The sequence below is a fragment of the Chitinophagaceae bacterium genome, from assembly GCA_030053935.1.
Classification (GTDB): Bacteria; Bacteroidota; Bacteroidia; order Cytophagales; family JASGCU01; genus JASGCU01.
On record JASGCU010000016.1, the window covers coordinates 1 to 13441 of the forward strand.

Below are 13441 nucleotides of genomic sequence, written 5' to 3' on the forward strand. Positions count from 1 at the left end.
GTGCCACCGGTGATAAGAATAACTTTATTGTTGAACATGTATCAATTAAACTATTAGTTTGAAGGATATGGTACCCACATATACTGTGCCCATATATTATAATTATTAGATTTTAAGAAAGAATGATATTTTGTTAACTTTTTATATTCTTTTTTATGTATTTGTTTTATAGAGTTTATAATTTTTATACTATCTTTTTCATCTATAAGATTATTTTCTCTACAGTATTCGGTCATTTGTATTGCTTCTGCATAAAAATTATAAACACAGTATAGAGATATGAGTTTTCTAATAATTGATACAGGCGGTTGTTCTTTCTTTACCCAATTTATACTCCTAAAATATACCGCATCAAATTCATATACCCTAGCACTAACTGATGGGGATTGCTCATGAGCATCAAGATATATTTTATGGTATGATTTATTATCGGTAGAATTAGGTATATGTCCTCTATTTATCCTAAGTTCAAAAAGTTCAAATCCAGATTGTCTCATAAAACTATCGGTATTTTGGAAAGTAGCCTGATTCATGTATATCTCATGTAGCCCTACTTCCACTTCTATCAGCATTATATCTTTCAACATATCTGGTGAAATTCCCTGTATAATTTCTAATTCTGCACCTTGAACGTCCAATTTTATAGCATCAAAATTTTTCACCTTTATCTCTTTTAGAATTGTACTTAAATTTCTTGTTTCTATTTCTAGTTCTTTCATAGGAAACAAATAAGTACTTTTTTCTGAAAATAAAACTGATTCTTTATTAACTGGTAAAATAGAACTTCCAGTGGGAACATTACTAAGATAGAGTGTTCTTTTCCCATCTTTTCCAGAAAGTGCCTTATTTATATAATGAAAATCATGAGGATGAGAATACCTTCCAACAGTAGATATCAAATCATCATAAGATCGTAAATCAGGTTCAAAAATATAAAAACAAGTATTACCTATTAATTTATGATGATGGGGCTGTAAATTCACCGCTCCTCCCACATCTACAAGAGTTATTTTTTCACCATCTAAAAGGTCTCGAATCTCACAAATAGTATCAGAAGATAAAGTAGTTTTGTTCCTCTTCCATAGTCGAGCAAATATTAAAGCGTTTTTTATAATTTTTTTTATATACATCATTTTTTTATGCCTATAGAATTAAAAACTAATCTTTTGAGTTTCCCTAATCGCCTACGAATAAAAACTTTTTTTGTAGGTTTTTCCGAAAATATTACTTGAAGTGCGATCCTTTCACCACTGTTTAGAAGACCACCTCTATGGAGCACATTTGCTCCGTCAAAAACTAAAAATGTTCCTGCCTCTCCCAAAATATGTTTTTCATTTTGTAAAACATATTTTTCTTCACTACTACCAGGTATAAGATCCCATCCAAAATGAGAATTCCATTGCATAAAATTTGGTAATTTCATGAAATCTTCTCTAAATATTGGGCATGAAAAAATCTGATGGTAATTGTGCTGATAAAAATTCTTCTCTTTAAATAGATCCCCCCTGCCCACCTGTCCTATTATTCTTCCAACTAAATACCCTAATGCTGTCAATTTTAGGTCACTTAGATGGGGAATACTTACAGACGTTGGTCCATTATCCTTTGTAACATCACTTAAATACAATATTGATTTTGGGTAAGCGGGAGATTCATCGTAATGAAAATAAGTAGTTTTAGCTGGTAGATCATAATTATCGTATTTTACGTTCCACCAAGTAGATTTTGGAACACTTAATTCTAAAGCAAGTCCACCTACATGCATTTCACGACCAGTATACATGCTCATGAGTTCATTCATTTTTAAATACTCAAATTGTTTGTTTACTACGTCAGCAATTTTTTGAACTATATCACCATTATTTATAGAAAGATCATCTCTTGTTGTTTTTCCTTCCCGTACATTTTGTTTAAAAACTTCTATTGCAGGTTGACCAACCTTTAATATTTCTTCTACTGCACGTTTTTCTATTTTTGAAACATAATACAAATTTTCTTTCAGAAAAATATACTTATCATACAGTGATTTTTCTTGTTGAGTTTTAAGAAAAGTTTTTGTTTCAAGAAAATAAAATTTTATATCATTTTCAAGTAAAAAATTTATTTCATTAAATAAATCAGTAATAAAATAACCATCCCTTTCTATTTTTTTTTGTTTTAGCAATATGAGTTTTATTTTCTCTAACTCTCCAAAGCATTCACTTTTAATTTTTTCTTTTAATTTTCTTTTTAACCGAAACCCTTCTATCTTTATTACTTTGTACAATGTTTCAAAATTTTGAATATCCTCTTGCGAGAGTTCAAACGAGTAATTTGGTTTAAGAAAAGCCTTATGGATCCTGTAATCTATCATTTTTTTAATTATACGTGTAATTTTTTAATTTTTTTAACAATAAATATGATGTATTTAAATTTTTGTTATATGTACTTTCTCAATAACGGGGTCTCTAAAAATCTTTATGGATGGAACATCTGCAACATGTGCATCAATAACATCGTATGGAGAATTATTTTTATCTAACAATACAATATATGGAAAAGCGTACTCTAAATTACAAGAAGAGAGATTATCTATCTTAAGATGTAGTTTATGGTAAACATTTTTCTTAATAATGTCATCACAACGGTACTTATTTGTTCCATAGGCTAAACTATTGGGAGAATTTTGAAATCCTATAGCTACAAATAAGTTATCATTTTCTATATCAACAGATGAAACAAGTGTAAACAATAATACTAAAAAATTATTTTCTTGAGAAGGGAAATGGGTACATTCAATATCTTTTACAAGTACTTTCCCACAAACATTTCCAGTTGCTCTACACCTCTCTATTCGTTTATTGATAGATGTTTCTTTTATAATAAACTCGTAATTTGTTTTACCTTGATATTTTTGAACAATGGTTTCAGATATATTAAAACTTTGTAATTGTCCATTGCTAAGTAGGATTGATGTTGGACATAAATCCAAAATAGTATTTAAATTATGACTCACAAACAGCACCGTCCTTCCTTGTCCTTTCGAGATATCTCCCATTTTTCCGAGGCATTTTTTCTGAAATTCAGCATCTCCTACGGCTAATACTTCGTCAACAATCAAAATTTCACTTTCTAAATGTGCCGCAACCGCAAACGCAAGCCGAACATACATTCCCGAAGAATACCGTTTTACGGGAGTATCTATATATCTTTCTACCCCTGAGAAGTCCACTATTTCGTCAAATTTTCTGGTTATTTCTTTTTTTCGCATGCCAAGGATAGCACCGTTAAGAAATATATTTTCTCTTCCGCTTAATTCGGGATGAAAACCTGTTCCTACTTCTAACAAACTGGCTATCCTTCCTTTTATTTTAATGGTTCCTGTGGTAGGAGAGGTGATTTGGCTGAGAATTTTTAAGAGAGTACTTTTCCCCGCACCATTTCTGCCAATAATTCCTACAGCATCCCCTTGCTGTATTTCAAAATTAATATCTTTCAAACTCCATACAATATCAGATTTTCCTTTTTTGCTTCTATCGTTTGTTTCTCCTATTTTCAAAAAAGGATCTTCTTTTCCTCGTTTGATAGCCCACCATCTTTCTATGTCTCTGCTCAGTGTTCCTGTGGAAAATTGCCCTAATTGGTATGCCTTTGATATGTTTTCTGCTTTTATTACCGTCATGTTTTTAATCTATTCCTTTTCTACAATAAGTTTTTTTAAGTGCCTCAAAGTACAAACAATTTTCATTAAGTCTTCTTTTTCTGTAGCGTCGTACCCTCCACTTACGCAAAAAATATCTTTTTTGAGAGTTGCAAAGAACCAATTCCTTTCTATTACATAGCATCCGTAGATATATTTGTTATTTTTATTTTGTTCTCGGGCAATGAGCATAGCGGCGAGCATTTGTCCTTGCGCATCATTTTTTCCATATTCATTTGCTTTTTTTAATTCTTGCATAAAAAAATAAGGTACATCCGGTTCCCCCGAAAAGGTATAAGAAGCCATCATTCCATCACAAATAACCGATAATTCTTTATTTTCAACTATACCAGATATAGAGCGTTCATAAAAAAATTTACATATTCCTTTGATATTGAGATTTGCTACGTGCATTATAAGAGAGATAAAGTGCATTTTTAACTCCTCTTCATTCCATCCCCAATGCAATGTATTGTATTTCTCTATTGCACTCTGTAAAAGAAGATTGTCCTCGTTACTTATATTTTCAAAATAGTTGAGCCACGTGGTTAATCTTTCACAAGAATCTGATACCTGTATCCTAAAAGCATTTATTACTTTGTTACTTCTTAAGTTATAAAACTTTTCCGGTTTTTGTTTTGTAATATCCATTAGAGTATTTTTTTTAGAGTATTTTTTTGTAATAATCAATAATATACTGAAAAACTCCTAAAAGTTTTGGAATATTATCCAAATAATATGTTTCTGTATCTAATTATAAGAGAGAATTCAATCGCATAAACTTCCATTCGCGCCCCGTAGTCACACATCCATAAATATATGGGACGGGTGTTTTCTTATTTTCATTAAATTTTTTAGAAGCATACATTTGAACGGCACATTGGGGTATTCCTAAGTCAATATCTTGTTTTTTTGCTTCTACTACTTGCATTATAGGGTAGTTCAATACTAAACTTTCTACATTTTTTGTAATGATAAAATCACATTTTCCAGTGAGTTCTTTATCTACCTTCAGGTTTATTCCAGAATAAATAGATATATATTTATTATTCTGCTGTCTTACTTCAGTGAGAATAGGAGCAACTATAAATTCAGAACGAGCTTTTTCTGTCCAGATAGGATATTCTTTTGCTATTTCTAAGCATGTTGTAATCCATTGGCTCGGTTTTACTAGTGGTATGTCTGAAAATAAATTATTTGTTTTACTTTTCACCCCATATTTTTCGTGGAGCATTTCTAAAGATATATTTTTATATGCCATTTTTCTTAATATTTGAAAACAAGGAGATACCTATTTTACAATATATACTTTGATAATTTTTTTAAATTATTGGCTCATAAAGAATCAAATGATCTTGTATTTTTGAAATAAATATAAAATATTTTGAATGTATCTCATTATCTTTACTTCTATAATGTAAACAATGAGTGTTATTTAAAAATAAACGAACAAATTCTAAATATATTTTTTATTTTCATATTTTTTGTTTTGTGTATTATTACTCCAAAATATTTTTAAAAATATTGCTAAAATACAAATCATTTTTAGTATATTTGGCTTTTGGGTAAACTGAACGGATGTAATCATACTTTTTTAATATTAAATGAGTGTAAGAATATATTGAATATATTTGGTTCAAAAGCATTTTAAAATAAATAATAAATAGAAAGAAATATATTGAGAATGAACATAAGACATGGTATGATTATTGTGGGGATGGTAGTGCTTGCTAACAATACTCTTTTTGGGCAGATAAATACTGAAAATGAACAGTTAGAGTATATCAGAAGGCAAGCAGAGCAATTGGGAATTTCAGAAAAAGAGTTATTGGAAGTGTATAAAAAAAATGGACGGGAAGACCTCATTATAAAATCAAAAATAGAAGAACAAAAGCAGAACCGTTTGAAACAAAATCAAAAAATAAGTACAAAAAAAGATGATTTTGATGCTGAAAGAAACAAAGAACCTGTCTCAGTAGATGATATATTAGTGGAAGAAGATGAGGAGGAAGAGAGTGGTTCCCCAAAAAGATTTAAACTTACAAAAAAAGAGGACAAAATATTTGGGTACAAATTATTTAAAAAACGGAATCTTGATTTTATACCAAGTGACCAAACCGCTACCCCTAAAAATTATATATTAGGCGGAGGAGATGAGCTTATAATAGAGGTGTATGGTGCTTACCAAAAAACATATAGAGTAGAGGTTTCTCCCGATGGCAATATTAACGTGCCTGTTATTGGTATAGTAAGTGTTTCTGGATTATCCATTGATGTAATGAAGAAATTGTTAATAGAAAAACTTTCTAAAATACATGCAGGAATAAAGGGTTCTAATCCAAACACTTTTATTCAGGTAAGTTTAGGAAATATGAGAACGATAAAAGTTAATGTGGTTGGTGAAGTTAAGAATCCGGGGGCCTACCTTCTGCCTTCTTTTTCTCCGGTTTTTCATGCTCTTTATTCTGCGGGTGGTCCTTCTATTTTAGGAACACTTCGGCATATACAAGTATATAGATTAGGAAAACTTATTACAGAAGTAGATGTATATACTTTTTTATTACATGGCGATGTATCAGGAAATATAAGATTAGAAGATAATGACGTGGTTCTGGTGAGACGAATAGAAAATAGAATTGAAGTAAAAGGGCAGGTGAGGACCCCTGGATATTATGAAATGAAACCCCAAGAAACTGTCTTAGATCTTTTAAAATATGTGGGAGGATTTACAGATATGGCATATAAAGAGGAGATAAAAGTTGTTAGCACTTACCGAAATGAAAAAGAAGCAAAAGATGTTTCCAAACAAAATTATGGTTCTTTTACCTTCAAAGATGGAGATAGAGTGGAAATATCTAAAATTTTAAGTGCTGTTTCTCAAAAAGTTCAAGTAGCAGGTGCTGTTTTCAGAGAGGGCATATATGAATACACGAAAGGTATGACTCTCAAACAATTAGTGTATAAAGCGGGAGGTGTAAGAAAAGATGCTTTTATGGATAGAGCAATTATCTATAGAACTGAAAAAAAATTGCAATACAGTACTGTTTCCATCAACCTCAATACAGCATTAGATAGTTTAGCAGAAGACTTTATTTTACAAGAATCTGACGTTTTACATCTACCGAGTATATATGATATACGAGAAGAATTTTATGTGCAAATTACAGGAGAAGTAAATAAACCTGGCTATTTTCCCTATTTAGAAAATATGACAGTAGCAGACCTTATAATAGCAAGTGGTGGGATAAAAAACTCTGCTTCTAAGATGTATATAGAAATAGCAAGAAGAACCCAAGACAAGAGAGAGGATCCTCTTACTGAAATTATAAGAGTTAATATACCCGAATCTTTTTATTTTTTTGAAAAAGATACTATTAATAATATCATTCTATCGCCTTTTGATTATGTATTTATAAGAAAAAATCCAAGTTATGAAGAGCAAAAAACAGTGAACGTTATGGGAGAAGTGGTATATCCGGGTGAATATGCCCTTGAAAATAACCAAATATATCTATCTGATATTCTCAAAAGATGTGGGTTATTTACTAAATATGCATATATAGAAGGGGCATCTTTGAAACGTAGAACTGAAAAATATATAAAAGAAGAAAAAATAGATGCTGATTTAAAAAAATATAAGCAGATATCCGATTATTTGAAAAATACTATCAAAGAATCTGATGCTTCTATTCAAACAAACATAAAAAGATTGGATATAAAAATACAAGAAATTTTTTTACAAAAACAAGAAAAATATATTCAAGAACAAGATACTACTTCTCAAAAGACTGAAAAACGAAAAGAAAATGAAGACCAATTTACAGAAGAATATGAAAATGTGGATATAAACTTGCCTAACATTATAAAAAAACCAAAAAGTAAGCAAGATATAATTTTAAAAGAAGGTGATATTATACTTATTCCTTCGCAACTAGAAACAGTAAAAGTTCGAGGAGAGGTTTTACATCCTACTTCTATGCGATATGATGGTACTAATAGATTTAGAACCTACATAAATAGATCGGGAGGGTTTTCTTTTAAAGCAAAAAAAGGAAGTTGTTACGTTATTTATCCGAATGGAAGAATAGCAAAAACCAAAAACTTTGTTTTTTTTAGAATATATCCAAAATTAAAACCAGGATCAGAAATTTATGTACCTGCAAATACTAATAAAAGGCCTATTACTGCTTTTGAAATCATTGGTGCTACTTCTTCTTTGGTTACGACTCTGGTTCTTATTTGGAATATAACTAAAAATTAGTAATGTAAAGGGAATGAATATTCTACATCCATAAGGCACAATCCATGAGCGGGAACATTTCGAGAAGCGTTTTTTCTATCTCTTTTTTCTATAATGTTATAAAATTGAGAGAGTGGTATTTTTTTTAGTCCCACATCTAAAAGAGTTCCTACTATACATCTTACCATACCTCGCAAAAATCTATTTGCTTTTATATGAAAAAATGTTTTCTCACCTTCTCCTTGCTCCCATTTTACTTCGTAAATAATACATTCAAAATGTTCTACATTGGTATGTTCTTTGGAAAAGCATTTATAGTCATTCCATGTAAAAAAAAATTGCACTGCCTTGTTCATCAGATGTATATCTGGTATTGCTCTTATATAATAACTTGTGTTATTCAAAAAAGGATTTTTAGAATGATGTATACAATATTTATAGGTACGAGAAAGGGCATTGAATCTTGCATGAAACTTTGGTTCTACGGGTATTATTGCATTCACAGAAATGTCCTTAGGAAGAAGCATATTTATTTTATGCAGAAGATATTGTGGTTCTATTTTTAAGTCATCAATATCTATATGTGCTACTTGGCATAAAGCATTTACTCCGGCATCAGTTCGGCTACTTCCTATACATTCTATTTCTTTTCCGTATAATTTTTTTAATACTTCTTCTATAAGATTTTGAACTGTTTGTGTAGTATTGTATTGCTTTTGCCAACCGCTGTACTGTTTACCGAGATAAGATATTTTTAGAAAATACCGCATAGATAGAGAAGCAATAAAAGTGAATGATCAAAGTATTCATTGAGATGGGTTTACGTTTATACTGTCTTTTTGATAAGCAACAATAATATCTTTTACAAGGGGGTGTCGCAGAACGTCCCGTTCATCTAATTTTACAAATCCAATTTTTGTATTATCTTTCAGAATACGTAGTGCTTCTAATAATCCCGATTTTTGTTTATGTGGAAGGTCTATTTGTGAAGTATCTCCTGTAACAATAATTTTAGAGTTTATACCCATTCGTGTAAGGAACATTTTTATTTGCATTTGAGTGGTATTTTGGGCTTCGTCTAAAAGTATAAAAGCATTATTCAGTGTTCTTCCTCTCATATAGGCAAGAGGAGCTATTTCAATAATATTATTCTCTTGATAAAACTTTAATTTTTCTATGGGGAGCATATCTTGTAGAGCATCGTAAATTGGCTTGAGGTAAGGGTCTATTTTTTCTTTCATATCACCGGGTAAAAAACCTAAGTTTTCACCAGCTTCTACCGCAGGTCTGGTAATAATAATTTTTCGGACCTCGTTATTTTTTAAAGATTGGAGGGCAAGTGCTACAGAAATATATGTTTTACCACATCCCGCTGGACCAATAGCAAAAACCAAGTCATTTTTTTTACTTTTTTCTACTAGTTCTATTTGATGTGGAGTACGAGGAATTATTTTAGATCCTTTATTACCGTATAATAAAACAAATTCTTCTTTTTTTTCATGAAGGTCCCCTGGTTTTTTTATAATAGTATCTATATCTTGTTCTGTAACAATACCATAAGTATTATAATGCTGTATAAGTGCATTTATGATTTCATTTACTTTGGATATTTCCAAATACTCCCCTTTTATAAAAATTTCATTTCCTCTAGATATAATTTTAGTTTTTGGAAAAGATTCCACTAAGGTGCTTATATTTTTATTTTCCGCACCTAAAAAATGCACCAAAGAAATATTATCTTCTAATGTTATAACTTTTTCTAACAATTTTTTTGTTTTTTAAAGAAAAAATACTTTAAATACTAATACTGTAAATATATAAAATATTGATAAAAAGTAACTATTTAGCTACTCTTTTTCTTTGATAATCAAATACTGAGTATCTTAAAAATGAATATTTTTCCATAATAGTTACTATTTTTTTATTTTTTTTACCACAGAGGTACGAAAGGTATCAAAGGTCTTTCATTCTTATCATTCCTTTGTGGGTCATATATTTTTTTATTTTCTGTAACTATTGATATGTAAATATATAACAAAAAAGGACTCCATTGCTGGAGTCCCCTTTTATTTTCAAATACAAAATGTATACTCTTATATATTACCTCATCGTTATTTGAAGTGGCACAGTCGTATTCAAACTTGTGTTCCCTGTACTATTCACAAAATAGAAATATAAATCAATATCTCCATTTGCTGTGAAAGGTATATACTGAGCAGAATTAGAAGCTGCAAAAGATCCCGAAGCTACAGATTCAAAATCATCTGCTGAAGTATCAAATCCTCCACCTGTTTTTTGCACTGGAGCTAGTCCACCACGTTCAACAGCTATATAATAAATAGTTCCACTTGTAGAACTTTTAATGATAGCACCTACGTTTGTTCCCGTAGTATCCGCTTTTCCTGTGATATAGAGTTGATCCCCGTAGTCATAAGTAGCACCTACCGATACTATAGGAGTATTAGGAGTTGCTAAATCGCATGTGAGCCATGATGTATTTACTATACTAGTACTTCCATTAGGGAATAAAAAATTATTTCCCGCAAGGTCTTTTATACCTTTTACTGTAATAGTAAGTTGTCCATGAGTAGCAGAAGGTGCTTCGCTATCTTTAAATCTATATGCATAACTAATAGTCAGTTTATCTGAAGAGAGAGTAAAGGATTGGAAACCAAGTGTATCCAAATTTTGTCCTCTTACATCAATAGATGCACCCGAAATATCTACTGCCTCATTAAACGTAGCACTTATTACAGTAGATTGTCCTTTTCCTATACGTGTAGGAGAAGTGCCTGTTGCAAAAGTAGTGCGCATAATAGGTGCAGTATTATCCACTGCTATATCAAATGTTGTACTGTTCTGTGTTAAATTAGTTCCTGATATAGATGCTTGTGCCCCTGAAACTGCCAATTGCACTGGTCCTGTATAATCTGAAGGAGCTGTGTATAAAGCATAAAATTTATTTTTAGTGGTCTTATACTTTGTCACCGTACCTAATGTTCCTGTGGTAGAGATGGTGTTTGTTCCCGCTGCTACAATAGATAGAACCGCAGTAGGAGTATTTGTAATCTCATCAGCATCATAAGTAAGAAATATACTATCAACTCCAGCGCCTTTCAGAGGTACTGATTTTTTTCTGGTTATAGTAACAGCAGGTTTATAGTCATTTACATCCAAAAGACAGTAATTTAACCTTTGTGCGGGATAAAATACATCGCTTGCCTGTAATCCGGGTGCAACTAATTCATCAGCGGTTATCTTCGTACCATTTGAAAGAGTCAGATCTGTAAGAATAATTATTCCCACTTCTCCGTATGTATCCGCCAAGGTTTTTTGACCCGCTGTTGTTTTTGGGTCAACGCCTATTTTTGATAATATAGTAGAAAGAGGTATACTTACGGTTATCTTTTTAAACTTTTCTCCATCTGTGGAATTGCTAAAATCACTTGCTTGTTTTGTTATTCCTAGAGGAACCTTTGTAGTAACTTTTCCTTCTTTTTTGTTTACAAAACATTCTATACTTCCTAAAGTACTTTGATCCTCTGCTAAAAAAACAGCGTCAAATTCAAATACTTCTGTTCCTGTTACAGAATTGTAATAAAAAGCATCTCCTCCTCCACAAGCGTAAGTACCATTAAAATAGATTTCGTCTAACTGGGTGCCACGGAGTGATAAAAAAGTTCCTTTTTTTACTTGTTCTGATAATAGAGGATCTAAATCGGGGTCTGCACAAGAGAGTACTAATGCAAATCCTATTATTAAAAATAAGTTATATATTTTATTTTTCATGTTTCTATATATTTAAAATTTTATTTATTTAAATGTTCCTGATGGCCAGTTATCCCAAAAAACAGGTGTTTCTACTTCATTTGATTTTTGCTTTGCTGTATTATTATTGGTAACATAATCTTGAGGATAATACAGTGTGCGTAAAAACAAGTTTCCTACTCCTCTTACTGTAGAAATGGTTGGTTCCATATAGACCTGGAGAGTAGGTATTCTTCTGTATAAGTTGTATGCTTCTATACCGTTTCCAAAAAGAGCATAGTAATACTGTTCTGCTATGGTAAGTAATTTTCCATCTGCATTCGCAACATCATACTCTTTTGTTACTATCTCTATATAATCAATGGTAGATGGCTCTAAACCGGCAGTAAGCCCTTGTCCTTTGGAAACAGAAAAGTTTCTTACCTGTGTTATGGATTTATTAATTCCATCTAAGAGTGCTGCCTTAGCATTTGCTGCCTGTCCTAATTTTGCAAAAGCTTCTGCTTTTATAAAGTCAGTATAGAACGACATAAATATAGGGCTAATTCCTGCACCATTTGCTCCTTGTCCTCTCTGAGTTACTACTTGGTAGCTCGTATTAGAAACAGGATTGAGATCAGGTCTTCCCCCGTATGGATAAGGTCCTACACAAGTAATAGCTCTCGAATCAGGGTTTGTTCCCGAAGCGTCCGCATGGTCACGTCCATAAAATCCAGGGTCAAAGGTGCAAAATGCTGTACCAAATCCTTGTTCTATGTAGTGGTCTAAAGCTGCTTCTGCACATCCTACTGATTTTGGATCATCTTTTTTTGCTTGGGCTATACTTCCTACTTGTCGGTAGAAATAATACCTCCAACGAGGATCTTGTACTCCTTTACTGTAATACATTCTATACATAAATCCATTATTAATATACCCTCCTGCAGTTCCTGCATTGGGATCATAATAAGTATTATATACAGGATGTCTCGAATCAGGCACTGTGGATGTTCCCCACTTATAGGTAAAGTTTTCAGCTTCTGTGTCTATGAGATTAGCAGCCAGGAGTGGAGTAGCTTTTGCTATGGCACCCGCTGGGTCTGTTAATGCAAGATTCATATATACTTTGAGTTCTAAAGTATTTGCAAGTGCAGTCCAGTTTGCTCTACTTCCTGCATAAAAAATATCCTTTGCAGGTGCGATTACTGCTTCTGTTTTTGCTAACTCTTCTTTTGCCTCCGTTAGAAGTTTCAGTGCGTATGTATAAGCATCTTTTCCCGTAGAAGCAGGGGGATTAAATGTAGTAGGATCTAAGGCACCACTTTCTTCAGTAGGTATATCTCCAAAAACATCTACTAAGGTAAGATATACGTATGCAGACAAAATCTTTGCTATTGCTGCATGTGTGCTTCTTCCTAACTTCGTTTTCCCATCTTCAGAAATACTTTTTAGTAAAAGTTTTGCATTTATAAGTACATCTTGGTATCCATAATTCCACATATCGTTTTGATCCGCTGCAGGATATGATGTGTTATAGGTAAACCCTGCTATCATAGCCCTATGTCTTACTAATCTGGATGTAGTACCGCTCACTTCCTCAAAAAAATCTGCAAAGCTTGTTTGTACTGCATTCAAGATAAGATCAGGATCCGCTAAGGCTTCTGATATATTATTGGGGTCTGTCAAATTTTCTTCAAAAGTTTGGCATGAAAAAACGCTCATGATAACTATTATTCCAAAAACTACAATTTTATTTTTCATTATTTTTCTCTTAA

The 13441-nt window shown here is 31.8% G+C and carries 10 protein-coding genes; 1 reads left to right on the forward strand and 9 read right to left on the reverse strand.

The features are described from left to right. Nucleotides 1–53: 53 nt before the first annotated feature. The 5 genes from QM536_03240 to QM536_03260 form a co-directional block, all read right to left on the reverse strand. Nucleotides 54–1133 (reverse strand): FkbM family methyltransferase, encoded by a 1080-nt coding sequence (locus QM536_03240; protein MDI9356024.1) that lies wholly within the window; start codon nt 1131–1133, stop codon nt 54–56. Next, nucleotides 1130–2353 carry a hypothetical protein gene (locus tag QM536_03245; GenBank protein ID MDI9356025.1) on the reverse strand — a complete coding sequence of 408 codons (1224 nt, stop codon included), beginning with the start codon at nt 2351–2353 and terminating at the stop codon, nt 1130–1132. The genes QM536_03240 and QM536_03245 overlap by 4 nt, the downstream gene beginning before the upstream one ends. Nucleotides 2354–2407: 54 nt before the next feature. Continuing rightward, on the reverse strand, nt 2408–3661 hold the full coding sequence (locus QM536_03250) for an ABC transporter ATP-binding protein (protein MDI9356026.1): 1254 nt from the start codon (nt 3659–3661) through the stop codon (nt 2408–2410). A gap of 9 nt (nt 3662–3670) precedes the next feature. Then, on the reverse strand, nt 3671–4330 hold the full coding sequence (locus QM536_03255; protein MDI9356027.1) for a hypothetical protein: 660 nt from the start codon (nt 4328–4330) through the stop codon (nt 3671–3673). 103 nt (nt 4331–4433) lie between these two features. Then, the gene (locus QM536_03260; GenBank protein MDI9356028.1) at nt 4434–4940 is read right to left on the reverse strand and encodes a hypothetical protein; all 507 of its coding nucleotides are present in this window, start codon (nt 4938–4940) and stop codon (nt 4434–4436) included. A 423-nt stretch (nt 4941–5363) separates the two neighbouring features. Between QM536_03260 and QM536_03265 the strand changes: the two genes are divergently transcribed. Then, nucleotides 5364–7940, forward strand: a complete 2577-nt coding sequence (locus QM536_03265) for an SLBB domain-containing protein (protein MDI9356029.1) — start codon at nt 5364–5366, stop codon at nt 7938–7940. Here the strand turns inward: QM536_03265 and truA are convergent. The 4 genes from truA to QM536_03285 form a co-directional block, all read right to left on the reverse strand. Further along, a complete protein-coding gene (gene truA, locus QM536_03270; protein MDI9356030.1) occupies nt 7937–8689 on the reverse strand; it encodes a tRNA pseudouridine(38-40) synthase TruA in 753 nt (250 codons plus the stop codon). The two genes, QM536_03265 and truA, sit on opposite strands and share 4 nt — an antisense overlap. Before the next feature lie 36 nt (nt 8690–8725). After that, a complete protein-coding gene (locus tag QM536_03275; GenBank protein ID MDI9356031.1) occupies nt 8726–9685 on the reverse strand; it encodes a PhoH family protein in 960 nt (319 codons plus the stop codon). 334 nt (nt 9686–10019) lie between these two features. Then, nucleotides 10020–11708, reverse strand: a complete 1689-nt coding sequence (locus QM536_03280) for a hypothetical protein (protein MDI9356032.1) — start codon at nt 11706–11708, stop codon at nt 10020–10022. Between the two features lie 24 nt (nt 11709–11732). Continuing rightward, entirely contained in the window at nt 11733–13427 is a 1695-nt protein-coding gene (locus tag QM536_03285; GenBank protein MDI9356033.1) for a SusD/RagB family nutrient-binding outer membrane lipoprotein, read from the reverse strand. Between the last annotated feature and the right edge of the window lie 14 nt (nt 13428–13441).